Here is a 24185-nt window from a genome sequence, read left to right on the forward strand (position 1 = left end):
TCTGTTGCAGTGAGGCCGGTTTTTTGTTTCATGAACTAATTAATAGTGGAAGCTGATTGTTACAATTGCTTCAATGCTTCCCAATCAATTTCCGGTTCTTTGCCTGTTGGCTTGCAATAGAACTTAGTTCCCATTGGAACGGATTCGTTAAAGAAGCCTCCCATTTTCAGATAAAACCGATTGTCTTTAGTATTGCCACCTTGATAGTCGAGACGGACTTGGGCACTCGCTGTTGCATCGTGTGTAAAGGTAGCGTCAGTGAGTCGGGACCATTTACCTTCTTTGCTACGTGCCCATTGGTTGCCGAAGAAAACTTCACGTGATAAATATCCTTGTTCCGGACTGAAATTCTCAAGGAAGCTGTGAGGACGTTTATACCATGTGTTGGTTTTGGGGCGTAAGAAACTGGCTATTAATTTCCATTCTTTCTCATCTGTTGCATAGAAATAGGCAGTGTAGGTCGTATTTCCATTCCCGTCCGGTCTGATTTGCATCAGAAATTTATATGTATTACCGGCTTTCCAGGGATACTTCAAATAACTTTGTCCGCCTGAGCCTTCGTTGCCAAACTCTCCGATGTGTACATCTTTGCCTTGGCGTAACAGTTTAATCTTTTGGTCATCCGGAATCTCTTTGGGGTTTTGTGTATCAAAAGGACTCCATACCGAGAAAAGAATACGGCGTTCTGTCGGGGAGTTGTATTGCATTCCGAAATAACCTTCCCCGAAGCCGGCCGCCATGTAGTAGCTATGCATTGTTTCGCCTTCTTTGGGCACTGTGATTTCATTGTAGAACCATTCAGTATCACCTTCAGGTAGCGCATATCCCAAATGAACGGAAGGACCGCGGCGTCCCCAATAGTCAGAGAAGTCTTTCACATAATTACTTTTACCTGTAACATTGTCTGCTATCAACTGCTTAATTTCTCCGAAACCCTCACCACTTTTAGAGACTCCTTGTAAGTCGATACGGACATACCCTGCCTGTCGTATATCGATACTTCCAACAGGAACTTTAGTGAAATCATTCGATTGTAGATTGACTTTGAAGCCCTTCTTTCCATAACTGACTTTGATTTCGGAATGTCCTTTGGCATACAGTGACAGATCGGCTGTTGTCGGTTGATGCAAATAGAAGTAAATACTAACGATACTTTTAGGATTTGTCCAATGTGTAACTCCTCTTTGTGTTATTCGCGCACCATCTTGTTGCCGGGTTACATAGCCATTGCCGGAAACTCCTACGACAACTTGTTGAGGTTGTGCAAATACGGTAGTGCATAGTAGTAATGCAAGTAAACATAATAAATTTTTCATGTAGATGTCATTAATTGATTTTATGTATAATTCCGATATTAATAAATAGTTCGTTGTTTTATAGTGTAATATTGCAAAGTTAAGAATTAATTCTCTTTATCGAACCAGAATAGATAATATTTGTTTTAGTGTCAGTCACTGAATAACTTTCTTTATGGCTATCATGGCAAGGAAGTTTATTAAAAACTGTCGTTTTGGCAGATATTATGTCATGCATTCGTATAATTTCTTTTTGGCACACGGTTTGCTTTTTAATAAGCGTCCGTTCGAGACGAAGCTCCATAACAGGAGTGGAGAAACAACCGGACAAAAAGAAATCATTGAATAATAATAAATAAAAAAATAACGATCATGGGAAAAATTATTGGTATTGACTTAGGAACTACAAACTCTTGTGTTGCTGTATTTGAAGGTAACGAACCGGTAGTAATTGCAAACAGTGAAGGTAAACGTACTACTCCTTCTGTTGTCGCTTTCGTAGATGGTGGCGAACGTAAGGTGGGCGACCCTGCAAAACGTCAGGCTATTACTAACCCGACACGTACCATTTTCTCTATCAAACGTTTCATGGGTGAAAATTGGGACCAGGTTCAGAAAGAAGTTACTCGTGTTCCTTATAAAGTAGTGAAAGGCGATAACAACACTCCGCGTGTTGACATCGACGGACGTCTGTACACTCCGCAGGAAATTTCTGCTATGATTCTTCAGAAAATGAAGAAAACTGCTGAAGATTATCTTGGACAGGAAGTAACGGAAGCAGTAATCACTGTTCCTGCATATTTCTCTGACTCTCAACGTCAGGCTACGAAAGAAGCCGGACAGATTGCCGGTCTGGAAGTAAAACGTATTGTGAACGAACCGACAGCCGCTGCTCTTGCTTATGGTCTGGACAAGGCTCACAAAGACATGAAGATTGCTGTGTTCGACCTTGGTGGTGGTACATTCGATATATCTATTCTTGAATTTGGTGGTGGTGTATTCGAAGTACTTTCTACAAACGGTGATACTCACCTTGGTGGTGACGACTTCGATCAGGTAATCATCAACTGGCTGGTAGAGGAATTTAAGAACGATGAAGGCGCTGACTTGACTCAGGACCCAATGGCTTTGCAACGTTTGAAAGAAGCTGCTGAAAAAGCTAAGATCGAGTTGTCTTCTTCTACAAGTACAGAAATTAACTTGCCGTATATCATGCCGGTAAACGGTGTGCCCAAGCACTTGGTTAAGACTTTGACTCGTGCTAAATTCGAATCTTTGGCTCACGGATTGATTCAGGCTTGTCTTGAACCATGTAAGAAAGCGATGAGTGATGCAGGCTTGAACAATGCTGATATTGACGAAGTAATCCTTGTAGGTGGTTCTTCACGTATTCCGGCTGTACAGAAATTGGTGGAAGATTTCTTTGGAAAAGCTCCTTCTAAGGGTGTAAATCCAGATGAAGTGGTTGCTATCGGTGCTGCTGTACAGGGTGCTGTTTTGACAGACGAAATCAAGGGTGTAGTATTGTTGGATGTAACTCCGTTGTCAATGGGTATCGAAACATTGGGTGGTGTAATGACTAAGCTGATTGATGCTAATACTACCATTCCGGCTCGTAAGAGTGAAACATTCTCTACTGCTGCCGATAACCAGAGTGAAGTAACGATCCATGTATTGCAGGGTGAACGTCCGATGGCTGCACAGAACAAATCAATCGGTCAGTTCAACTTGTCAGGTATTGCTCCTGCTCGTCGTGGTGTTCCTCAGATTGAGGTTACATTTGATATTGATGCAAACGGTATCTTGAAGGTATCTGCAAAAGATAAGGCAACCGGTAAGGAACAAGCTATCCGTATCGAGGCTTCCAGTGGTTTGAGCAAGGAAGAAATCGAAAAGATGAAAGCTGAAGCTGAAGCTAACGCCGAAGCAGATAAGAAGGAACGTGAAAAGATTGATAAATTGAATCAGGCTGATAGCGTAATATTCCAGACTGAAAATCAGTTGAAGGAATTAGGTGACAAGTTGCCTGCTGACAAGAAGGCTCCGATTGAAGCTGCTTTGCAGAAACTGAAAGATGCTCATAAGGCTCAGGATTTGGCTGCTATTGATACTGCTATGGTAGAAATCAATACTGCTTTCCAAGCTGCAAGTGCTGAAATGTATGCTCAAGGTGGTGCACAACAAGGTGGCGCACAGGCGGGGCCTGATATGAATGGCGGTGCCGGTCAGCAAGATAATGGAACTAAGCATGGAGATAATGTGCAAGATGCTGATTTTGAGGAAGTCAAATAAGAATTTGCTAAACGCTTAATATATAGAAAAAGAGCTGAAGATCATTGACTTTCAGCTCTTTTTCTATTTGAGAGATATATGCTTGTTATGATGTACTTACTGATTAGGAAGGTTAGAAGAATAGATGTTTTTTCTTAAAGCGATTTATATAAATATTTAGGACTAAAAATAGATATAAAACAGCGTTTGGGAATCAAGTGTTTCTAAACGCTATTTTATATGGCTGGAATATGTTTTATTATATAAATAAAGAAACAATAAAATAAACACCGGCTGCTAAAAGTCCGCTGACCGGAATTGTAAGAATCCAAGCCGTCATCAGGCTTTTGGTAACTCCCCAACGAACAGCAGAAAGGCGTTTTGTTGCGCCTACTCCGATGATTGCTCCTGTGATAGTATGTGTCGTACTTACAGGAATTTTCAACATTTCCGTGATGTAGAGAGTGAAAGCACCTGCTGTTTCGGCAATCACTCCTTCCAGTGGAGTTACTTTGGTGATTCTGGTTCCCATTGTTTTTACTATCTTCCAACCTCCGGACATGGTTCCGAGTGAAATGGCCGTAAAACAGGAGAAGGCAACCCAGTCGGGCAGATCATTGATACTATTTATGCCCATCCCCAATCCCATGGAATGTGCGGCTATCATGGCGGCAGCTATGATACCCATTACTTTCTGAGAGTCATTCAGACCATGTCCGACACTGAAAAGGGCGGAGGATACAAGTTGTAATCTCTTGAACCATTGCTCTGCGGTATGAGGATGAGCTCGCCGGCAGATATAAAGTACGAACAAAGTGAATCCGAATGCAATGACCATGCCAATAAAAGGAGCCAAAAAAATAAATGCTGCAATTTTTAGGATGATATTAAGTTGAATAGCTTCAAATCCGTTTGCCATGATAGCTGCTCCTGCAAATCCTCCGATAAGGGTATGAGAAGAAGAGGAGGGGATACCTTTCCACCAAGTAATCAGATTCCAAGTGATAGCGGCAATAACTCCTGCTAATATAATCGGTAAAGTAATATATTGCTCTACTACGGTTTTGGATACAGTGTTGGCAATTCCGAATCCGCCTATTATATATTTAGCGATAAAGAAAGCAACGAAATTAAAGAAGGCAGCCCATAATACAGCTTGGAAGGGGGTAAGAACTCTCGTAGATACGATAGTGGCAATGGAGTTTGCAGCATCGTGAAAGCCGTTGATATAGTCGAATATCAGAGCTAGGATAATGATAGTCACTAATAATTCCATGTGTTCAGGCTTCTTTTATGCGTACTTTACAATCAGGCTTTTCAGAATTTTACCTACATGCTCTGCAGCATCGGTTGTCTTTTCCAGTTCGTGCATGATTTCTTTAATCTTGATAAGTTCGATACAATCTTTTTCTTCTTCAAAGAGTTTGGTGATGAAGAACTCATATACATCATCCGCTTGGTTTTCGATTTCATGCAGTTTGGAGCAATATTCTCGGAGGAGTGTCGGCTTTTTGCGGAATGTTTCGAGTTCATCCATAGCTTTACAAATATATATAGCTTCTTCTTGGATCAAACGGCTCAGTTCTTTTCCGCTTTCAGAAATAGGACGAGGATTATAAATGGAAATCCTTTTGGCACAACTGTTTATTCCGTCGATGACATCATCCATACAAGAAGCTAAGTCATGAATATCTTCACGGTCAAAGGGAGTGATGAATGTAGTTCCTAATTCATCAAAAATCAGATGTGTCAGTCTGTCTCCTTCCCGTTCGAGGTCTTTGATCTTTTTGTAGTACTCCGAGCGTTCTGTCGGTTGGTCATGTTGCAGACTTTCTACTAAAGCAACAGATGAGGCAGAAAGTACTTCTGATAATTGTTTCAGTAACGGGAAAAACTTCGGTTCCTTTGGGGTAAACCGATTAAAAAAAGAATTTTTCATAAGTGTAAAAACTTTAAATTGTTTTTTTCTACTTTATTTATATTAGTAACAAATGAATACAGACTATGGTTTGGGCAGTTTAAAATTTCAACTTGGCGCGTATGACCTCAATTACGGCAGGCAATATGGATATGAATATAATGGCTACAATGAGTAGTTTTAGGTTTTCCTGCACAAACGGGAGATCGCCGAAGAAATATCCTGCATAACAGAATATAGTTACCCAGACAGCTCCACCAACCAAATTATATACCATAAAATAGTAGTAATTCATTTTCCCCATTCCTGCAACGAAGGGGGCAAATGTACGTACTATGGGGATAAAGCGTGCCAGGATAATGGTTTTGCCACCATACTTCTTATAAAATTCGTGCGTTTTCTCCAAGTGACTTTGCTTGAATATCTTGGATTTAGGATTGTTGAATAGCCTTCGACCAAAGAAATGCCCAATCATATAATTGCATGAATCACCTAATATGGCAGCAGCAAATAATATGATAACGAGTATGTGTATACTGATAGGCATATCGGGTAACGCAGAGATCGCTCCGGCAACGAAAAGTAAAGAGTCACCCGGGAGGAAAGGAGTGACTACTAATCCGGTTTCACAGAAGATTATGATGAATAAGATAGCATAGGTCCATGCATGATAATCACGCACAATCATGGCCATATATTGGTCAATATGGAGTATAAAATTGAGTAAAAAATCCATTTTATATACTTTGATTGTTATTAAAAGGAAAAGATAGGAACAACAAATAAGGCATAGAAAATATGAATTTTCTATGCCTATAAAAGGTATAAAATGGCTAAATGAGTATATGACCTAATGTATAGATGTGATATCTATCGGAATATTTGATAAAATTAGTATAGAATGAGAAACCTGTCCATTGATTCTTAGGAAGTTGAATCTTTAAAGAACTTAATATCCGGATAGTAACGGAATGAATATTGAATCTAAGTAACTTTGAAGGAGAGAAATAACGGAAGGAGGATGGATTTAAGACACCGTCACTGTCATTGTAGTCCTGCTTTCCTGTATTTTCTTTTGCTTTGACGAGTTTCTTTTCTTTCCCTAGTTGTTTTATCATAGTTTTAGTTTCGGGATGAAAAGCATTAACACAAGTTTGTATATAGGTACTACCGGTTTCTGGCCGATATGCTTCTTGCCTTTCGTCGGAAATCAACTGGAATCCCCAACTTAGAAATATACCTAATAATATACAGAATATGTACTTCATCATAACGGCCACAAATGTAGAAACTATTTTTATATGAAATACATATTCACAAGTATAATTAACAATTATATCTACGGCTGTCGGGAACTGTTTTCTGCATTTACTCTCATAAATCTCATTGGAGTATATGTTATCCCGTTAGTACATTGCTTCTCATTCATCTTTTAAATCCTAAATGAATGGCGTATGTGGATGAATGGACAGTCATTTTTCTGTCTGAGCACTCTTATTAGTAGAAATGTAATTTATTAACCTTTAAGAAGCATCAGTATGAGAAATGTAGAAAAGCACTTGGTTGGATAACTGTTTATTTATTATTTTGCAATTTTCCTTGTTCTCAAATGGATATTATAAAAGATATACCCGAATTTCTGCTTCCTTTAAGATTGATTTGTTTTGCCATTCAATGAGATTGCTGTAACTTTGCGTCCGGTTTAAAAAGATTGTATGTTATGGAATTACCCAAAGACCCGATGATGCTGTTTAGCGTTATCAATATGAAGTTGCGTGATTGCTATTCTTCACTTGACGAACTTTGTGAAGATATGGACGTAAATAAGGATGAATTAGTGAATCAGTTGAAAGCTGTCGGTTTTGAATATAGTGCGGAACACAATAAGTTCTGGTAACAGACTTCTTATTTACAATTTATAGATAAAGTATTCGAATTGCCTCTAAAGCCTCTGTAAAGGTCTTGGAGGCAATTTCTTTTCCTTGTATTCTACTTCTTTTTCTCCTCTTCCTTGTTAATAAAAGCAAAATACGAATTCTTGTATTTAACTTCCACACTCTTCTGCGTTCTAACTAATAAAGCTCAGATATAGAATTGATGATAAACGAGAATAAAATTCGTGAAGCTTGTTCCTCGGATCGTGAACGGGGATTCAAGATGCTGATGAACTCTTTTCAGGTACCGATATATAATTATATCCGTAGGCTGGTCGTGTCTCACGAAGATGCGGAAGATGTGCTTCAGGAGGTCTTTATCCGGATATTCCGACATATCGATCAATTTCGCGAAGAAAGTTCATTGTCAACCTGGATTTACCGGATTGCGACGAATGAAAGTTTACGCTTATTGAATAGTCGTAAAGAGGAAGGAGTCGTATCAGCGGAGGATGTACAGGAAGAATTGATGAGCAAACTGAAGGCTTCTGATTATATAGATTATGAGAACGAACTGGCGGTGAAGTTTCAAGAAGCCATTTTGAGTTTGCCGGAGAAGCAACGGCTTGTATTCAACTTACGTTATTACGATGAACTTGAGTATGACGAAATTGCGCGGGTGCTGGATAGTAAGGTGGATACGCTGAAAGTGAATTACCACTATGCAAAAGAAAAAATAAAGGAATATATACTAAATAGGTAGAACGATGAAAAAGGATTTTGATTTTGACGATATTGGTAAACGGACCCCTTACACTACCCCCGACGGATTCTTCGAGGATGTGCAACGAAAGGTAATGGAACGTACCGGGGTGAAACAACAGCGGAAGTCTCACATGAAGCTGATTATTTCTACGGTAGTTGCCATAGCGGCAGTATTAGCTGGAATTTTATTCGTTCCGTCCTTGCGTCAAATGGATGAGGTCAAATCGTCTTCTTCGAACACATTGGCTGTCGACAGAAGTAATGGTACGGATCCGGTAGACAAATGGATTAAAGAATTGTCGGATGAGGAGTTGGAAGAGCTCGTCAGCTTCTCTGAAAACGATATATTTTTGAATTAAGTAACTCAATCAATGATTAAAAATGTAAAGATTATGAAGATGAAATTTATTTATGTAGTTTTGGCTGCTCTCTTGTTGGGAAGCCAGATGACCCTTTCAGCTCAAAATAGAGATAATAAGGAGAAGAAACAACGTCCCACACAAGAGCAGATGATGCAGATGCAGACGAATCAGATTGTTAAAACCTTGATGCTGGATGATGCGACAGCCGCCAAGTTTACACCGGTTTACGAGAAATATCTGAAAGAACTGCGCGAGTGCCGCATGATGAACCATAAACCAAGAGCCGAAAAAGCTCAAGGAACATCGGCTACCGATAAAAAGGATGCTCCGCGACCGGTAATGACTGACGAACAGATTGCTACCATGTTGAGAAACCAGTTTGCTCAAAGCCGTAAGATGCTTGATATTCGTGAGAAGTATTATAATGAATTCAGCAAGATACTTTCTCAAAAGCAAATTATGAAAATCTATCAGCAGGAAAAGAGTAATATGAATAAATTCAGGAAAGAGTTTGACCGCAGAAAAGGTCAGAAACCGGGACAGGGACATCATCAGGGACAAAGACCTCGTGCTCCGCGCCAAGGATAACAATAGGGATTAGGTTATATTATAAGTTTCTGTTTTACTAAATCAACACAACTTGAGCATAGACAGACGTATTTATTCTTTTCAGTACCGTTTGATCAGTTGTTATGTCCTGTTACTGATAAGTTTGGCTGTTTATGCACAGTCCGGCAAAGAGCGTTTTGTCGGGCGTGTTGTTGATACTGAAACCAATCAGCCGGTACCGTTTGCTACGGTCCGGCTTTTGGCTTTACCGGATAGCATCTTATTAGTGGGAGGAGCTACGGATATACAAGGTAAATTTCAGTTAGCTGTTACTATTCCGAAAAGCAAGTCTATTCTATTGCATATCTCTTATATCGGATATACCTCTGTTTATCGGACTATATCTGTTTCAGCAAATAATAAGACACCCACTTTGGGTAATATATCTTTGAGTCCGGAGAGTATTTCATTAAACGAAACCGTTGTTGTGGGACAAGCACCTATGGCGGTGACCGAAGGAGATACTACCGTCTTTAACGCTTCGGCTTATCGTACTCCCGAAGGCTCCATGCTGGAAGAACTGGTGAAACAACTTCCCGGTGGAGAAATAGATGAGGACGGCAAACTGCTGATTCATGGAAAGGAAGTGAAAAAGATTTTGGTGGACGGAAAAGAATTCTTTTCCGACGACCCGAAAGCAGCTCTTAAAAATCTTCCGGTAGAGATGATAGAAAAGCTGAAAGCATACGAACGCCAGTCCGATCTTGCCCGTCTTACCGGTATTGACGATGGTGAAGAAGAAATGATTCTCGACCTGTCGGTCAAGAAGAATATGAAACGAGGGTGGATGGAAAATTTTATGGGTGGTTATGGAAGTAAAGACCGTTATGAACTGGCCAATACTTTAAACCGTTTCCGGGATAACTCCCAATTGACTGTTATCGGGAATCTGAATAACACCAACAACCAAGGTTTTTCTGAAATGCAGGGGGAGTCTGCCAGTTCTTCCGGTAATCTTCGTACTCAAAAAGGGCTGACTACTTCCCGTTCTTTGGGAGTGAATGCCACTCATGACTGGAAGCGCGTCAAATTTCGGTCGAACATTCAATATATGGGCACTGACCGTCTGGAGGACAGTCGTACTACGGTAGACAATTATCTTCGTAAAGACAAATCTATCACCGAAAGTACCGGACACAATCGACAGGGAAACGATAACTTGGTAGCGAATGCTTTCTTGGAGTGGAAAATGGATTCTGTTACAACATTGATTTTTCGCCCTCAATACCGTACGGCTGCCAATGATAGAAGTAGTAACGGTTTTCAGCAAGGGTGGGGCAATGATGTGCTACTGAATGAGCGGGAATCATCAGGAACAACTCATAGTTCATCCTATAATCTGACCATGATGCTGCAACTTAGTCGGAAACTTAGCCGAATGGGAAGAAATATAGCCTTGAAAGTTGATTATGGTACAAATGAATCTTCCACCGACAGAACCAGCCTTTCCACTACCCATTACTTCAAAAACAATGCTAAGAATGTAAAGAATCAAAAGATTGAAGATAGAATGGAGGGGTATAACTATCGGTTACAATTAGTTTATGTAGAACCTTTGCCCTGGTTTCATTTTCTTCAGTTCCGTTACAGTTACCAGTATCGGGTGAACAACTCCGACCGTTTTGTCTACAACTGGAACAAGGAACTGGAAGAATTTGCTCCTGATTATGACGAGGACGCAAGCAATTGTTTTGAGAATCAGTATAGTAATCACCTGTTTAATCTTGCGGTCCGTACTTCTCGTAAGAAATATAATTATAATATCGGTGCTGACTTTGAACCTCAAAAGTCTGTCAGCCGTTCTCTTCTGGAAAAGGCAACTCCGGCAGAAGAACCGTTGCGAAAGTCTGTTTTTAATATTTCTCCTACCGTCAATTTCCGTTATAAGTTCTCCAAACGTACCCGTTTGCAGATTGTATATCGGGGAAAAAGCCGTCAGCCGAATATACGCGACCTTCAACCGGTGACGGACCGCACCAACCCGTTGAATATCCGTGTCGGTAATCCTTCGCTGAAGCCTTCGTATACGAATACTTTCACATTAAATTTCAACTCCTATAATGCCAAACACCAACGGAATATGGTTGCTTCCGTCTTGGCGGAGAATACCATTAATAGTATAACCAACCAAGTGACCTATGATAGCGAATCCGGTGTGCGAACTACCACTCCTCTTAATCTGAACGGTAACTGGCGTGCTATGGGCTCTTTTTCTCTCAATACTCCTTTCAAGAATCGTAGTTGGCGATTCCGTACATATTCATATCTGCAATACAGAAACCAGAACGGGTATAGCACTATAAATAAAGAAGCTCCTGTAAAAAGTACAGTGAAACATCTCACAGCCCGCCAACGCTTGCAATTAACATACCGCACGAAGCAAATGGAAATCAGTGCCCGTGCAGAATTGCTGTACAACAATTCCCATAATAATGTGAAAGAGACACGTACCGAAACTTACGATTACCGCTTTGGCACGGAAGTACAATATTATTTCCCATGGGGGATAGAACTGTTCAGCGACCTTACCTGTTTTCAACGTTCCGGCTATGGATATAGTGGCAATGCCCGCGAAAACCTGATGTGGAATTGTCAGTTGTCGAAAGCCTTTCTGAAACGGAAACAACTACTGCTCCGTTTCAAAATATATGATATTCTTCATCAGGACGTTTCGATGATACGTACGATTACTGCCACTGCTATTCGTGATACTGATTACAATGCGCTGGGTTCCTATTTCATGGTGCATGCTATTCTTCGTTTGAATATGATGGGGCGATAATTGAGAATTAAATTTCTATTTATCCGAAAACCACAGCAGGGTTTTGATTGTTGTTGTCGTACGTGAAAACAATGAAAACCTTGCCGAATGTTTGATTTTGTCAATAAATTGAAGGATAAGGGCCGTTGGCGAATCTTTAAACTGAAGTTGATTGACGCGCGGCTTTACTTTGTTAGTATCTTTGTGGGGCTGCTGACGGGGCTTGTTGCAGTGCCCTACCATTATCTATTGCAGTTTTTCTTCAATCTTCGTCACGATTTCTTTGATGCCCATTTAAAGTGGTATTGGTATATTCCTCTTTTCCTGCTGATGTGGGGAATTCTTCTATTTGTTTCCTTGCTCGTAAAAAAAATGCCTCTCATTACGGGTGGAGGGATTCCACAGACACGTGGAGTCATTAACGGACGGGTTGATTACAAACATCCTTTTCGGGAATTGATGGCTAAGTTTGTAGGTGGAATACTCGCATTAAGTACCGGACTGTCTTTGGGACGTGAAGGACCTTCCGTACAGATAGGTTCATATGTGGGATACTTGGTATCCAAATGGGGGCGGGTGCTTAGCGGCGAACGGAAGCAGTTATTAGCTGCCGGTGCAGGTGCCGGATTAGCGGCTGCTTTTGCTGCGCCATTGGCTTCGTCGTTGCTGGTTATAGAATCCATTGAACGGTTCGATGCGCCTAAAACGGCTATTACTACGCTACTGGCAGGAGTGGTTGCCGGTGGGGTCGCCAGTTGGATTTTCCCTATGAATCCTTATTTTCATATAGATGCCATTGTGCCGGGAATGACTTTTGGGGGGCAGGTGAAACTGTTTCTTCTATTGGCCGCCGTAATTTCCATTTTCGGAAAACTCTTTTCTATTACCACACTTCAGGTCAAACGTATCTATCCTGCCATTAAACATCCGGAATACGTGAAAATGCTGTACCTGCTCTTTATTGCTTTTCTTATCTCTATGGCGGAGTTCAATTTGACCGGTGGAGGAGAGCAATTCTTGCTTTCCCAGGCCATGCATCCGGATACACATATTCTTTGGATTGTCGGTATGATGCTATTACATTTGGTTTTTAGCATATTTTCTTTTTCCTCGGGCTTGCCGGGTGGAAATTTTATTCCTACATTGGTGACAGGAGGGCTTCTCGGACAAATCGTAGCATTGATTATGGTGCGACAGGGACTTATTGCATACGAGAATATCAGTTATATCATGTTGATTTGTATGTCCGCTTTTCTTGTGGCAGTAGTTCGCACTCCATTAACGGCTATCGTGCTGATAACCGAGATAACGGGACATTTAGAGGTATTCTATCCTTCGATCGTAGTTGGGGGATTAACTTATTATTTCACTGAAATGCTTCAAATAAAACCTCTCAATGTGACTTTATACGAAGACATGATTCATTCACCTGCATTCAAAGAAGAAGCACGCTACACATTATCGGTTGAGGTCATGAGCGGTTCTTATCTGGACGGAAAGATTGTGGATGAGCTTCGTCTGCCGGAGCGTTGTATTATTATTAATGTTCATCGCGACCGGAAGGACTGGACTCCTAAAGGGCAGAAACTAATGCCCGGCGATCAGGTACAAATCGAAATGGATTCACAGGATATAGAAAAACTGTATGAACCTTTAGTCAGTATGGCGAATATTTATTAGCTGTTCGTTATATATAAATAGCTGATAGATCCTGTCTGCCAGCTATTTTTGTATATCAATGTCTTTTGTTATCTGTCTTTTACTCAACACTTCTTAACCAGGCTATTTCTTCTGCCCACTTACTTTCATCAGGAGTTTCGAGTACCAAAGGTATATTATCAAATCTTGAATCTTGCATTAATCTTTCAAAGAATGCTTTTCCAATTAGTCCCTCGCCGATACTGTCGTGACGGTCGACGTGGGTACCCAGTGCTTTCTTCGAATCATTCAAGTGCATACCACGCAGATAATTGAATCCTACTTCCTTGTCGAATTCTTCAAATACTTTATCGTAATCGTTCACAATATCGTAACCTGCTGTATATGTATGGCAAGTATCAAGGCAAACACCTACCCGGCTTTTATCATCTACCCGGTCAATAATATATTTTAATTGCCAAAACTCGCTTCCCAAATTACTGCCTTGTCCGGCAGTATTTTCAATAACGGCTGTTACTCCTTTTGTCTTTTCCAGAGTGATATTAATGCTTTCTGCAATAAGTGACAGGCAATCTTCTGTTGCTATTTTATTAAGAGAGCTGCCGGGGTGAAAATTCAGAAGTCTCAAGCCCAGTTGCTCGCAGCGTTGCATTTCGTCCAAGAAAGCGGCACGGCTTTTATTCAGTCCTTCTTCCTCAGGATGCCCTAAATTAATAAGATAACTATCGTGAGGTAGGATATACTCAGGCTGAAAACCGTACTTATCACAATTCTCTTTGAAAAGCCGGATACTTTCTTCGCTCAATGGTTTGCTAATCCATTGGCGTTGATTTTTAGTGAACAGTGCAAAAGCATTTGCTCCTATTTCATGCGCATTTATGGGGGCGAATTCTACGCCGCCGGATGCACTTACGTGTGCTCCGATATATTTCATATTTTGTTCTTTTTTGATTATAATCTGCAAATATAACATTTTTAGAGGAACGAATGTTTGAATGAACAATTAAGATTGTTCTTCTTCAAAAGCAAGCCATGAGTTTCTTGAGGTTTCCTTAGTTAGAAACTCCAGTTTCCAGCCTTGGAACCGGAGTTCCCACGTTTGGAATATCTTCTCGTCCTTATGTTAAATGTCTTTTTTCATTATTAGTCGATTTTCGTTATCGATGCGTTGATAGGATATTTCATTCATGATGCTGCGAATCAGGAAAATGCCAAGCCCACCGATAGGACGTTCCTCAATCGGAAGTGTGATATCTACTTCCTCTACTTGCGTGGGATCGAAATAAGCTCCTTTATCTGTGAGAAGGAAAATCAGTTGTTTTTCGGTTGAAGTAACTTTCAGTAAGATAATATGTTGCTCTTTGGGAGGGTAAGCGTACATGATAATATTGGCTACAGCTTCTTCCAGTGCCAAATTGATATTCATAACCGTTTCTGCCGGCAGGGAAAGTTCCTCGCCCAGTTCTTCTATAAAATTGGCTAAAACTACTATCTCGTTCAAATTGTTTGAGATTCTAATTTCTTTTTCCATACTGATAATAACTTAACTGTTTGCTGTTCCGGGTTCATATTGAATTAGTAAGATGGTGAGGTCATCACTTGCTTCGGCTTCTTTGACATGGCTTGCAATGGAGTCTACAACAACGTTGACTGTAGTACGCACATCCGACGAGGCATTATCTGATAACATTTCCAATAACTTTTCTTCTCCATATAGTTCTTTATTTATATTTTCAGCTTCTGTCACTCCGTCGGTATAAAGGAATAATTTGCTTTCTTTTTCCAATACAACTTCTTCATCACTGTATTTAAAATCTTCGACGACTCCTACAAATATTTGAGTTTTGAATTCCAAATATGAAACCTGTCCATCAGGATAAATGAGTATGGGAGGATTGTGACCGGCATTGCAAAGTTTCAGTATGCCTGTTTCCAGATCGAGTATGCCGACAATGAGGGTGACAAACATATTGGATTCATTATTGTCGGAAATAGAATTGTTCATTTCCGTAACTATTTTGGCAGGTGAAAGTACATGCTGGGATAACGTCCGGAATAAGCTACGGGTGATAGCCATAAATAGTGAGGCGGGTACTCCCTTTCCCGATACATCCCCAATCAGGAAATAGAGATGATTGTCGTCCATATAGAAATCATAAAGGTCGCCACCCACCTCTTTGGCGGGATGCAGTATGGCATGCAAATCCACATCATTACGATCCGGATAAGGAGGAAATATTTTAGGGAGCATGCCCATTTGTATTTCCCGTGCTATGGAAAGCTCGCTTTCAATACGTTCTTTGCTTGCAGTAGTCTCTTTCAGTTCATTCACGTAAGTCGACAATGATTTTTGCATGTAGACTAATGAATCATCTTACTCAGGAACTACTCGACCGAATCGCGAACAAATACCAAATTGAAGTAGAATGGATACGGTTTAACAGTGGTATCAATCTATTTCTATCAAAAGCAGTAGATATTTGTATGATAGGAAGTTATAACGAGTTTCCACAACTTGCCGAATGTGGAATGCAGATAGATTCTACTCATATCATGCGTTTTGCCGATTATGGATATAACTTGCCCGAAGATGGACTTTACGTTACTGAAGAATTTTATCAAAAGCATCCCGAAACGATACAGAAACTAGTCAGAGCCTGTATCCGTGGCTGGAACTGGGCGAACGAGCACCCGGAAGAGACTCTTGACATTGTAATGGAGCAGGTACATCATTACAATATAGGAACCAACCGATATCACCAGCGTAAAATGCTGGAAGAAATACTGCGATTGCAAACAGACAAAACAGGGCAACGCCCTTATCGGCTAAGTCGTGAAGGTTTCGATCTGGCAATTGATATTTTACTGCCACCAGACATCCCAAAGAAAAAAAGTATTCGTTACGAAGACTTTGTAAAATAACCAATTCACGACATGAAACACATATTTTCCCATTCTTTTGCAACCCGGTTAAGTATCTACGTTTTCTCATTCACGTTGATCGTCTTTGCTACTATCATGGCATTGTTCTACAATTATAACCATGAAAAGGTAACGAGTTACGCCATTGAACGTACTCACGGATTATTGAGTAACATAGCAACAGAAATCAGCAGCCAGCTAATGTCGGTAGAAACAACTATCAATCAATCTACATGGGTATTGGAAAGAAACATAAACCTGCCGGATTCATTGCATCTTATCATCGAATCAGTCGTAAAGAATAATCCACTTATTGTCAAAAGCGGCATAGCTTTCACCCCAAACTACTATAAAGAAAAAGGCAAGTATTTTATGCCTTATGCTTCGCTCAATAACAAAACAAATCATGTAACCTATCAGGTATTAGGCAGTCAGAATTATGATTATCCTTGTATGGACTGGTATCTTATCCCTAAAATGCAGAAACAAGCCTACTGGAGTGAACCTTATTATGACGACGGAGGCGGAAATATCATTATGAGTACTTACTCAAAGCCTTTGTATGACAACCGTGGCGAACTGTTCGCTGTCTTTATCGCCAGTATATCCCTGACGCAATTCACCGATACGATCAGTCTCCTGAAACCATATCCCTCCAGTTATACTTACTTAATCAGCCGCAACGGAAGTTTTCTGACTCATGCAGACCGGGATAAAATAATGAATGAGACCATATTTTCCGAAGCCTTTGCCACAGAAAATCATTCACAGGAACAGATAGGACGTGAAATGCTGGCCGGTCATACAGGTACTATACGCTTCGACAACCAAGGAAATGATTCATACGCATTCTATACTACTATTCCCCAAATCGGTTGGTCAGTATGCACGGTATGTCCGAGCCGTATTATTCTTCAGGAGCTGGACAATACTTCCCGAAAAATCATTTATACTTTTCTGGGCGGTATACTGATACTACTACTTATTGTATACAGTATTATCCGGCGTTTAGTCCGTCCATTAGAGAAATTCTCGGAATCCGCTCGTGAAATTGCCACAGGGCGGTTTGACGTGACACTACCCCTAGTCCGCTCGAATGATGAAATCAAAGACTTATATGATTCCATACTGCAATTTCTCTGTGTTGTAATGACGGAATTCCTTTTAATGGTGAGTGGCTGACTAGCATCAAACTGTTTTCCTGTGAAGTTTGCAGGATGTTTACAATTCGTTTTCCTGCAAAGTATTCCATTAACGCTTGTGATAGATTGGTGATAACTGCCTGCGGCTCTCCTTCTTTAAGATACTGGAATGAGTTTTCCGAATGAGACGGATGTTTCACGTGTACATCAAGTCCTTCTTCTTTGTAGAAGCCCATTTTCTCCGCTACATAGTAGCCTGCAAATTGTGCCTGTGCCGTCCATTTGGGGATAAGTGTAACAGACTGTGCATGAACTACGTTTATTAATGAAAATACAGATAGTAGCAGGATGTAGGCTATGATGCGGATTACTTTCATACAGTATGAGTTAGCGTACTGTAAAAAGTCCGGAGCATCCGGTCATATCGAATATTTTACGTATTTCTGGTTTCATCGCCTCCAGGACAAGTTGACCTCCATGTTGCATGACACTCTTTTGCAGTGTAATCAGGCTTCGCAAACCGGAACTGCTAATGTATGATAAGCCTTCGCAATTCACAATTATATTTGGAGTTTTACTAGCTAAAAGAGGTTGTAATACTGTATTGAATGTATTGGCATTTGCTGTATCCAAACGCCCTTCAATAGTGAGAATCGTCACTTCTTCTATTTGGCATAGATTGGTTTTCAAAGTAGCTTCAGGCTTGAAGTCCATATCTATATTCTTGGTAAGAATTAATTCGTTATGATTATCTGTGGAATGATATTCTACTTTGTCCATTGTACGCCGGATCAGGAAAAGTCCCAGGCCTTGTGTCAGTTGTTGGTCGAGAGATTGTACATTGTCAGATGTTTCTTTGGCAGTAGGATCGAAGGAAATTCCGTCGTCTATAATTTGTGTAACCAGCATTCCGGGAGCAACAGATGTTCGAAGGATGATTTCACTTTCTTTATTGGAAGGGTAGCCGTAACGGATAATATTGGTAACCGCTTCTTCAATAGCGAGGTTGAGGCTCATTGTGATACTTGCCGGTAATTGTAATGACATTCCTAATTCTTCGATAAATAGAGCAATTCTTGCAACTTCATCCAACTGATTATCAATGATAATTTCTTTTTCCATGTTTTTTAAGTAGCGTGTCATATTTGTATGGCTTTTGTTTGATTGAATGCTGCGCAAAAGTACGGATTTCTGTTAAGAATAGGAAATTAATTCAGATGAAATCCTTCCGATATTGGCGAAAATCTTTAGGAAAGGACATCTTTTAGCCGATAAATCATTTTTTAGCATGAAATCTTATTTGGACAACTTTCTTTTTCAGAGATATGGTAATGAAAAGTAAATAAGCCCGGTATCTTATGCCGGGCTTATTTTATTGTTCGGATGTTGAAATCAGAAGACTATTTAGCTAAATCGCCTATCTCATCCAAGTTCTTTTGAATATCTTCGTCGGTTAATGAGTAGTTCACCAAATCACCTGCCAGATATTTGTCGTAAGAAGCCATGTCAATCAACCCATGCCCAGAAAGGTTGAACAGGATTACTTTTTCTTCTCCTGTTTCTTTGCACTTATTGGCTTCGCGAACGGCTGCTGCGATAGCATGGCAGGACTCCGGAGCAGGGATAATACCTTCCATTTGTGCAAACAGGCAACCGGCTTCGAACGATTCCAGTTGCTGGATATCTACCGCTTCCATGAGATTATCTTTGAGTAATTGTGAAACGATGACACCTGCACCATGATAACGAAGGCCGCCTGCATGGATATGAGCCGGAGCAAAGTTGTGTCCTAATGTAAACATCGGGAGTAATGGGGTGTATCCGGCTTCATCACCAAAATCATACTGGAACTTGCCGCGTGTCAATTTCGGGCAAGAAGCGGGCTCGGCGGCAACGAAACGGGTTTTCTTGCCTTCCAGTATGTTATGACGCATGAAAGGGAAGGAAATACCACCAAAGTTGGAACCGCCTCCGAAACATCCGATTACTACATCCGGGTATTCACCGGCCATTTCCATCTGTTTTTCCGCTTCCAGACCGATAATTGTCTGATGAAGGGTAACATGGCTAAGTACGGAACCGAGTGTATATTTGCAGTTAGGAGTCATTTGAGCAAGTTCGATAGCTTCGGAAATAGCTGTTCCGAGTGAACCCTGATAAGTAGGGTGTGCAGTCAGGATATCTTTTCCGGCGCGGGTAGACATGGACGGAGAAGGAGTAACCTGTGCTCCGAAAGTCTGCATGATACTACGGCGGTAAGGCTTCTGTTCGTAGCTGATTTTCACCTGATAAACGGCAGCTTCGAGTCCGAAAACTTTGGCTGCATAAGAAAGAGCGGCACCCCATTGTCCGGCACCGGTTTCGGTAGTCACGTTGGTAACGCCTTCTTCTTTACAGTAATAAGCTTGTGCCAAAGCGGAGTTCAACTTATGAGAGCCGATAGGGCTTACACTTTCATTTTTAAAATAAATGTGTGCCGGAGTACCGAGCGCTTTTTCCAGTCCGTAAGCACGAACAAGCGGAGTACTGCGGTAGTATTTGTACATTTCACGGACTTCTTCCGGGATTTCAATCCATGCATCGGTCTGGTTAAGTTCCTGATGACACAGTTCTTTAGCGAAAATAGGATACAGGTCTTCCGCTTTCAGCGGCTGTTTTGTTCCCGGGTGCAAAGGAGGCATTGGCTTATTGACCATGTCAGCCTGAATATTGTACCAGTAGTGTGGGATTTCTTCTTCCGGCAGGATATACCGTTTTCTTTTGTCACTCATAATATTGTGGTTTTTTAGTTTTCCGCTGCCAAATGTAGACAAAATTTTTAATATTCGGATGTTTTTGTCAACAAAGAATCGGATTCGATTGTTATTTTAGTTAAGTTTGCACGGCATTATATAAAAAATGCGATATGAAGATTTATCATAAGTTTTTGTTGTATCAGAACAAACTACTGAAACCTTATGTACGTATCTTATTGGGTTTAGTAGAAGCACTTACTTATCTGGCGTCTTTGTTGTTGATCGTCGGAGTGATTTACGAACATGGCTTTCCGCTATCGGTTGATGAAGTGGCGAAAATTCAGGTCCTGTATAAGGCTGTATGGATTATTTTTCTGGTTGATGTGACTCTTCATATCTCACTTGAATATAGAAGTACAAAGAAACAATACCGGCGGTTGGCCTGGATTTTGAGCGGTTTGCTGTATCTGACTTTGATACCGGTCATTTTTCATCGTCCGGAAGAAGAAGGGGCAATCCTGCAATTTTGGGAGTTTCTGGACGGGAAGTTTTATCATCTTGTCTTATTACTAATTTTTTCTTTTCTGAATTTGTCCAACGGACTGGTCCGTTTGTTGGGGCGTCGCACTAATCCTTCTCTGATATTGGCAGTCAGCTTTTTGGCTATCATTCTGATTGGTACGGGGTTATTGATGTTGCCACGATGCACGGTGAATGGCATTACCTGGGTGGATTCATTGTTTACGGCTACCAGTGCGGTATGTGTGACGGGGCTGGTGCCCGTTGACGTATCGACTACATTTACTACCGGCGGACTTGTTGTTATCATCCTGCTGATCCAGGTAGGAGGATTAGGTGTAATGACATTGACCAGTTTCTTCGCTATGTTCTTTATGGGAAATACTTCTCTTTACAATCAGTTAGTGGTACGTGATATGGTTAGCTCCAATTCGCTGGGCTCCTTATTGTCCACGTTATTATATATCTTGGGATTTACATTGGTGATTGAAGGTATCGGCATGATTTCTATCTGGTTCAGCATCCACGGAACACTTGGAATGACTTTGGAAGGCGAACTGGCTTTTGCTGCTTTCCATTCTATTTCCGCTTTTTGTAATGCAGGTTTCTCTACACTTTCCGGTAATTTGGGAAACTCTATGGTAATGACCAACCATAACTGGCTGTTTATTTCCGTCTCTTTTCTGATTATTCTGGGAGGTATCGGTTTTCCTATTCTGGTTAATTTCAAAGATATTGTACTGTATCATTTGCGTCATTTCTGGAAGTTTGTACGTACGCGCAAGTTAGAAAGGCATAAGGTGTCGCATTTGTATAATCTGAATACGAGGATTGTGTTGATTATGACATTTCTGCTTTTGGTAACCGGTACATTGGCGATTGCCGCTTTTGAGTGGAATGCTTCGTTTGCCGGTATGCCTGTTGCAGATAAGTGGACGCAGGCTTTCTTCAATGCTACTTGTCCGAGGACGGCTGGTTTCAGCAGTGTTGATTTAGCTTCTTTGAGTGTACAGACTTTGTTGGTCTATTTAGTGCTGATGTGGATTGGTGGTGGTGCTCAATCTACTGCCGGTGGGGTGAAAGTGAATGCTTTTGCAGTGGTTGTCCTGAATCTTGTGGCCGTGTTGCGTGGCTCGGAACGGGTGGAGGTATTCGGAAGGGAACTTTCTCATGATTCTATCCGTCGTTCTAATGCGACAGTGGTTATGTCGTTGGGCGTACTGTTTCTTTTTATCTTTATATTAAGTATACTGGAACCGCAAGCCTCTCTAATGGCATTGACTTTCGAATGTGTGTCGGCACTTAGTACGGTAGGTTCTAGTCTGAATCTGACACCTAATTTATGTGATGCAAGTAAATTGTTAGTGGCGTTGTTGATGTTTATCGGGCGTGTGGGCTTGATAACGTTAATGCTGGGAATTATCAAACAGAAAAAGAATACAAAATACCGTTATCCGAGTGATAACATTATCATAAACTAAAGATATGAAGTACATTATTATCGGTTTAGGAAACTACGGTCGTGTGTTGGCTGAAGAGTTATCGGCACTGGGACACGAGATTATTGGTGCGGATATTAGTGAAAGCCGCGTAGATAGTATAAAAGATAAGGTTGCTACTGCATTTGTGATTGATGCAACGGATGAACAGGCTTTGTCCGTGCTTCCTCTGAACAGTGTCGATATAGTGATTGTCGCCATAGGTGAGAATTTCGGCGCATCGGTGCGTGTGGTTGCTTTGCTGAAACAAAAGAAGGTTGCTCATATCTATGCCCGTGCCATTGATATGGTGCATAAAGCCGTGCTTGAAGCATTCAGCTTGGAGAAGATATTGACACCGGAAGAAGATGCGGCCCGCAGTCTGGTGCAACTGCTGGATTTTGGAACAAGCGTGGAAGCTTTCCGTGTCGATTCGGAATATTATGTCGTCAAGTTTACAGTCCCGAAAAAGTTTGTAGGATACTTTGTCAATGAGTTGAATCTGGACGAAGAATTTCACTTAAAACTAATCGGATTGAAGCGGGCGGATAAAGTAACTAATTGTCTGGGTATTTCTTTAATGGAGCTTCATGTGAAGAATGAACTTCCGGGGGACGAGAAAGTAGAAGAAGGGGATGAATTGGTGTGCTACGGTAAATATCGTGACTTCCAATCCTTTTGGAAAGCTATTTGATTATTATTCATCTTTAAATATAAAAAAATGCGATTAAAAAGACTACTATTACCGGCTATTTTGTTGCTGGTTTCTGTTTTTGTGAAGGCACAAAAGAGTAATGAATTTACAGTGTTGCAATGGAATGTATGGCAGGAAGGTACCATGATACCAGGCGGATATGATGCTATTATCAATGAGATAGTCCGTCTGAAGCCTGACTTTGTGACTTTCAGTGAGGTGAGGAATTACAATAAAACGAATTTCACGGCACGTGTGTGCGCTTCACTTCAGGAAAAGGGACTGAAGTATTATTCTTTTTATACTTATGATACCGGTTTACTAAGCAAGCATCCTATCACGGACTCTTTGACGGTTTTTCCGGAAAAGAATGACCATGGAAGTATTTATCGTCTAACAAGTTCCGTGAACGGAAAGAAGGTAGCGGTTTATACTGCCCACCTGGATTATCTGGACTGTGCATATTATAACGCCCGTGGCTATGACGGCTCTACCTGGAAAGAAATTCCACTGCCGGCGTCAGTAGATGAAATTATGAAAGTCAATGTAGCCTCTCAGCGGGATGATGCGATTCGTATGTTTATCGCCCAGGCTGAGAAAGACCTTGCAAACGGCTATCGGGTGATCGTGGGAGGAGACTTCAACGAACCTTCCCATCGCGATTGGATTGAGAAAAATAAGAACTTGTACGACCACAACGGCTTTGTTGTACCCTGGACAGTTACCACTTTGTTGGAAGAAGCTGGCTTTATTGACAGCTACCGTAAGATTTATCCCAATCCTCTGACGCATCCGGGATTTACCTATCCTTCGGATAACTTGGCAAAAACTCCGGAAAAGATAACATGGGCTCCTAAAGCGGACGAACGGGATCGTATTGATTTTATCTTCTATAAAGGAAAAGGATTGAAAGCAAAGAAAGCCGTTTTGTTTGGTCCGAAAGAATCTATTGTCCGCTCTCAACGTGTAGAGGAAACATCAAAAGATGAATTCATAGTACCGCTTGATGTGTGGCCGACAGACCATAAGGGATTGCTAGTGACATTTATCTGTAAATAATCGACTTTAATATTTTAGGCACAGATTACACGGTTTTAGAACTATGATTGCATAAAGCAACAGGGTAATCTGTGCCTAAATAATAGTATAGGGTAGGATGGATTTCTCTATTTCTTATAATT

24 protein-coding genes are annotated in these 24185 nt (G+C 40.9%); 13 read left to right on the forward strand and 11 right to left on the reverse strand.

Features of this window, described 5'->3' with window-relative positions:
- Nucleotides 1-59 precede the first annotated feature (59 nt).
- Entirely contained in the window at nt 60-1316 is a 1257-nt protein-coding gene (locus tag CGC64_RS09150; RefSeq protein ID WP_005677586.1) for a DUF3472 domain-containing protein, read from the reverse strand.
- Nucleotides 1317-1470: 154 nt separating this feature from the next.
- On the opposite strand from CGC64_RS09150, the gene CGC64_RS18950 reads away from it, so the two are divergent.
- Nucleotides 1471-1644: a hypothetical protein gene (locus CGC64_RS18950; RefSeq protein WP_005677588.1), complete on the forward strand. Its 174-nt coding sequence runs from the start codon at nt 1471-1473 to the stop codon at nt 1642-1644.
- 23 nt (nt 1645-1667) lie between these two features.
- Nucleotides 1668-3587 (forward strand): molecular chaperone DnaK, encoded by a 1920-nt coding sequence (gene dnaK / locus CGC64_RS09155; protein ID WP_005677589.1) that lies wholly within the window; start codon nt 1668-1670, stop codon nt 3585-3587.
- A 238-nt stretch (nt 3588-3825) separates the two neighbouring features.
- Here dnaK and CGC64_RS09160 read toward each other — a convergent pair whose 3' ends face one another.
- The 4 genes from CGC64_RS09160 to CGC64_RS09175 all read right to left on the reverse strand — a co-directional run bounded on the left by CGC64_RS09160 (nt 3826) and on the right by CGC64_RS09175 (nt 6755).
- Nucleotides 3826-4842, reverse strand: coding sequence for an inorganic phosphate transporter (locus tag CGC64_RS09160; protein WP_005677590.1), 1017 nt, complete (start codon nt 4840-4842; stop codon nt 3826-3828).
- Between the two features lie 15 nt (nt 4843-4857).
- Nucleotides 4858-5505, reverse strand: a complete 648-nt coding sequence (locus tag CGC64_RS09165; protein ID WP_005677591.1) for a DUF47 domain-containing protein — start codon at nt 5503-5505, stop codon at nt 4858-4860.
- 79 nt (nt 5506-5584) lie between these two features.
- Nucleotides 5585-6220, reverse strand: a complete 636-nt coding sequence (locus tag CGC64_RS09170) for a DedA family protein (protein ID WP_005677592.1) — start codon at nt 6218-6220, stop codon at nt 5585-5587.
- A 97-nt stretch (nt 6221-6317) separates the two neighbouring features.
- Complete coding sequence (locus CGC64_RS09175) at nt 6318-6755, reverse strand: hypothetical protein (protein ID WP_005677593.1); 438 nt, start codon at nt 6753-6755, stop codon at nt 6318-6320.
- Nucleotides 6756-7204: 449 nt separating this feature from the next.
- On the opposite strand from CGC64_RS09175, the gene CGC64_RS09180 reads away from it, so the two are divergent.
- The 6 genes from CGC64_RS09180 to CGC64_RS09205 all read left to right on the forward strand — a co-directional run bounded on the left by CGC64_RS09180 (nt 7205) and on the right by CGC64_RS09205 (nt 13535).
- Nucleotides 7205-7381, forward strand: coding sequence for a DUF4250 domain-containing protein (locus CGC64_RS09180; RefSeq protein WP_005677594.1), 177 nt, complete (start codon nt 7205-7207; stop codon nt 7379-7381).
- A gap of 200 nt (nt 7382-7581) precedes the next feature.
- Nucleotides 7582-8121 carry an RNA polymerase sigma factor gene (locus CGC64_RS09185; RefSeq protein ID WP_005677596.1) on the forward strand — a complete coding sequence of 180 codons (540 nt, stop codon included), beginning with the start codon at nt 7582-7584 and terminating at the stop codon, nt 8119-8121.
- Between the two features lie 4 nt (nt 8122-8125).
- Nucleotides 8126-8482, forward strand: a complete 357-nt coding sequence (locus CGC64_RS09190) for a hypothetical protein (protein ID WP_005677598.1) — start codon at nt 8126-8128, stop codon at nt 8480-8482.
- Nucleotides 8483-8515: 33 nt separating this feature from the next.
- A complete protein-coding gene (locus tag CGC64_RS09195; RefSeq protein WP_032855188.1) occupies nt 8516-9073 on the forward strand; it encodes a hypothetical protein in 558 nt (185 codons plus the stop codon).
- Nucleotides 9074-9125: 52 nt separating this feature from the next.
- The gene (locus tag CGC64_RS09200) at nt 9126-11876 is read left to right on the forward strand and encodes a TonB-dependent receptor (RefSeq protein ID WP_032855162.1); all 2751 of its coding nucleotides are present in this window, start codon (nt 9126-9128) and stop codon (nt 11874-11876) included.
- A gap of 87 nt (nt 11877-11963) precedes the next feature.
- The gene (locus CGC64_RS09205; RefSeq protein ID WP_005677601.1) at nt 11964-13535 is read left to right on the forward strand and encodes a ClC family H(+)/Cl(-) exchange transporter; all 1572 of its coding nucleotides are present in this window, start codon (nt 11964-11966) and stop codon (nt 13533-13535) included.
- A gap of 79 nt (nt 13536-13614) precedes the next feature.
- Here the strand turns inward: CGC64_RS09205 and nfo are convergent, their stop codons facing one another.
- The 3 genes from nfo to CGC64_RS09220 all read right to left on the reverse strand — a co-directional run bounded on the left by nfo (nt 13615) and on the right by CGC64_RS09220 (nt 15870).
- On the reverse strand, nt 13615-14448 hold the full coding sequence (gene nfo / locus CGC64_RS09210; protein ID WP_005680354.1) for a deoxyribonuclease IV: 834 nt from the start codon (nt 14446-14448) through the stop codon (nt 13615-13617).
- Nucleotides 14449-14637: 189 nt separating this feature from the next.
- The gene (locus CGC64_RS09215) at nt 14638-15045 is read right to left on the reverse strand and encodes an ATP-binding protein (RefSeq protein ID WP_005677603.1); all 408 of its coding nucleotides are present in this window, start codon (nt 15043-15045) and stop codon (nt 14638-14640) included.
- Nucleotides 15046-15057: 12 nt separating this feature from the next.
- Nucleotides 15058-15870 carry a PP2C family protein-serine/threonine phosphatase gene (locus CGC64_RS09220; protein ID WP_005677606.1) on the reverse strand — a complete coding sequence of 271 codons (813 nt, stop codon included), beginning with the start codon at nt 15868-15870 and terminating at the stop codon, nt 15058-15060.
- An 8-nt stretch (nt 15871-15878) separates the two neighbouring features.
- Here CGC64_RS09220 and CGC64_RS09225 point away from each other — a divergent pair, with 8 nt between their 5' ends.
- On the forward strand, nt 15879-16436 hold the full coding sequence (locus CGC64_RS09225; RefSeq protein WP_229127093.1) for an ABC transporter substrate-binding protein: 558 nt from the start codon (nt 15879-15881) through the stop codon (nt 16434-16436).
- A 12-nt stretch (nt 16437-16448) separates the two neighbouring features.
- Nucleotides 16449-17618, forward strand: coding sequence for a PDC sensor domain-containing protein (locus tag CGC64_RS09230; RefSeq protein ID WP_032855163.1), 1170 nt, complete (start codon nt 16449-16451; stop codon nt 17616-17618).
- Here CGC64_RS09230 and CGC64_RS09235 read toward each other — a convergent pair.
- The 3 genes from CGC64_RS09235 to CGC64_RS09245 all read right to left on the reverse strand — a co-directional run bounded on the left by CGC64_RS09235 (nt 17542) and on the right by CGC64_RS09245 (nt 20349).
- On the reverse strand, nt 17542-17955 hold the full coding sequence (locus tag CGC64_RS09235) for an ABC transporter substrate-binding protein (protein ID WP_005680360.1): 414 nt from the start codon (nt 17953-17955) through the stop codon (nt 17542-17544). The two genes, CGC64_RS09230 and CGC64_RS09235, sit on opposite strands and share 77 nt — an antisense overlap.
- Nucleotides 17956-17965: 10 nt before the next feature.
- Nucleotides 17966-18700, reverse strand: coding sequence for an anti-sigma factor antagonist (locus CGC64_RS09240; protein ID WP_005677608.1), 735 nt, complete (start codon nt 18698-18700; stop codon nt 17966-17968).
- A gap of 278 nt (nt 18701-18978) precedes the next feature.
- The gene (locus CGC64_RS09245) at nt 18979-20349 is read right to left on the reverse strand and encodes a TrpB-like pyridoxal phosphate-dependent enzyme (RefSeq protein ID WP_005677610.1); all 1371 of its coding nucleotides are present in this window, start codon (nt 20347-20349) and stop codon (nt 18979-18981) included.
- Nucleotides 20350-20483: 134 nt separating this feature from the next.
- Here CGC64_RS09245 and CGC64_RS09250 point away from each other — a divergent pair, with 134 nt between their 5' ends.
- Genes CGC64_RS09250 through CGC64_RS09260 form a run of 3 tightly spaced genes read left to right on the forward strand, consistent with a single transcriptional unit; the run spans nt 20484 to nt 24063 of the window.
- A complete protein-coding gene (locus CGC64_RS09250; RefSeq protein ID WP_005677611.1) occupies nt 20484-22313 on the forward strand; it encodes a TrkH family potassium uptake protein in 1830 nt (609 codons plus the stop codon).
- Nucleotides 22314-22317: 4 nt separating this feature from the next.
- A complete protein-coding gene (locus tag CGC64_RS09255; protein ID WP_005677612.1) occupies nt 22318-23004 on the forward strand; it encodes a potassium channel family protein in 687 nt (228 codons plus the stop codon).
- A gap of 27 nt (nt 23005-23031) precedes the next feature.
- Nucleotides 23032-24063 (forward strand): endonuclease/exonuclease/phosphatase family protein, encoded by a 1032-nt coding sequence (locus CGC64_RS09260; RefSeq protein ID WP_005677613.1) that lies wholly within the window; start codon nt 23032-23034, stop codon nt 24061-24063.
- Nucleotides 24064-24185: the final 122 nt, after the last annotated feature.

Origin of the sequence: Bacteroides caccae, from assembly GCF_002222615.2 — a bacterium.
GTDB lineage: Bacteria > Bacteroidota > Bacteroidia > Bacteroidales > Bacteroidaceae > Bacteroides > Bacteroides caccae.

What these genes read in the sequence shown, in the direction of transcription:
- CGC64_RS09150 (WP_005677586.1), bottom strand. Translation starts at nt 1,316, where the DNA reads ATGAAAAATTTATTATGTTTACTTGCATTACTACTATGCACTACCGTA.
- CGC64_RS18950 (WP_005677588.1), top strand. Translation starts at nt 1,471, where the DNA reads ATGGCTATCATGGCAAGGAAGTTTATTAAAAACTGTCGTTTTGGCAGA.
- dnaK (WP_005677589.1), top strand. Translation starts at nt 1,668, where the DNA reads ATGGGAAAAATTATTGGTATTGACTTAGGAACTACAAACTCTTGTGTT.
- CGC64_RS09160 (WP_005677590.1), bottom strand. Translation starts at nt 4,842, where the DNA reads ATGGAATTATTAGTGACTATCATTATCCTAGCTCTGATATTCGACTAT.
- CGC64_RS09165 (WP_005677591.1), bottom strand. Translation starts at nt 5,505, where the DNA reads ATGAAAAATTCTTTTTTTAATCGGTTTACCCCAAAGGAACCGAAGTTT.
- CGC64_RS09170 (WP_005677592.1), bottom strand. Translation starts at nt 6,220, where the DNA reads ATGGATTTTTTACTCAATTTTATACTCCATATTGACCAATATATGGCC.
- CGC64_RS09175 (WP_005677593.1), bottom strand. Translation starts at nt 6,755, where the DNA reads ATGATGAAGTACATATTCTGTATATTATTAGGTATATTTCTAAGTTGG.
- CGC64_RS09180 (WP_005677594.1), top strand. Translation starts at nt 7,205, where the DNA reads ATGGAATTACCCAAAGACCCGATGATGCTGTTTAGCGTTATCAATATG.
- CGC64_RS09185 (WP_005677596.1), top strand. Translation starts at nt 7,582, where the DNA reads ATGATAAACGAGAATAAAATTCGTGAAGCTTGTTCCTCGGATCGTGAA.
- CGC64_RS09190 (WP_005677598.1), top strand. Translation starts at nt 8,126, where the DNA reads ATGAAAAAGGATTTTGATTTTGACGATATTGGTAAACGGACCCCTTAC.
- CGC64_RS09195 (WP_032855188.1), top strand. Translation starts at nt 8,516, where the DNA reads ATGAAGATGAAATTTATTTATGTAGTTTTGGCTGCTCTCTTGTTGGGA.
- CGC64_RS09205 (WP_005677601.1), top strand. Translation starts at nt 11,964, where the DNA reads ATGTTTGATTTTGTCAATAAATTGAAGGATAAGGGCCGTTGGCGAATC.
- nfo (WP_005680354.1), bottom strand. Translation starts at nt 14,448, where the DNA reads ATGAAATATATCGGAGCACACGTAAGTGCATCCGGCGGCGTAGAATTC.
- CGC64_RS09215 (WP_005677603.1), bottom strand. Translation starts at nt 15,045, where the DNA reads ATGGAAAAAGAAATTAGAATCTCAAACAATTTGAACGAGATAGTAGTT.
- CGC64_RS09220 (WP_005677606.1), bottom strand. Translation starts at nt 15,870, where the DNA reads ATGCAAAAATCATTGTCGACTTACGTGAATGAACTGAAAGAGACTACT.
- CGC64_RS09225 (WP_229127093.1), top strand. Translation starts at nt 15,879, where the DNA reads ATGAATCATCTTACTCAGGAACTACTCGACCGAATCGCGAACAAATAC.
- CGC64_RS09230 (WP_032855163.1), top strand. Translation starts at nt 16,449, where the DNA reads ATGAAACACATATTTTCCCATTCTTTTGCAACCCGGTTAAGTATCTAC.
- CGC64_RS09235 (WP_005680360.1), bottom strand. Translation starts at nt 17,955, where the DNA reads ATGAAAGTAATCCGCATCATAGCCTACATCCTGCTACTATCTGTATTT.
- CGC64_RS09240 (WP_005677608.1), bottom strand. Translation starts at nt 18,700, where the DNA reads ATGGAAAAAGAAATTATCATTGATAATCAGTTGGATGAAGTTGCAAGA.
- CGC64_RS09245 (WP_005677610.1), bottom strand. Translation starts at nt 20,349, where the DNA reads ATGAGTGACAAAAGAAAACGGTATATCCTGCCGGAAGAAGAAATCCCA.
- CGC64_RS09250 (WP_005677611.1), top strand. Translation starts at nt 20,484, where the DNA reads ATGAAGATTTATCATAAGTTTTTGTTGTATCAGAACAAACTACTGAAA.
- CGC64_RS09255 (WP_005677612.1), top strand. Translation starts at nt 22,318, where the DNA reads ATGAAGTACATTATTATCGGTTTAGGAAACTACGGTCGTGTGTTGGCT.
- CGC64_RS09260 (WP_005677613.1), top strand. Translation starts at nt 23,032, where the DNA reads ATGCGATTAAAAAGACTACTATTACCGGCTATTTTGTTGCTGGTTTCT.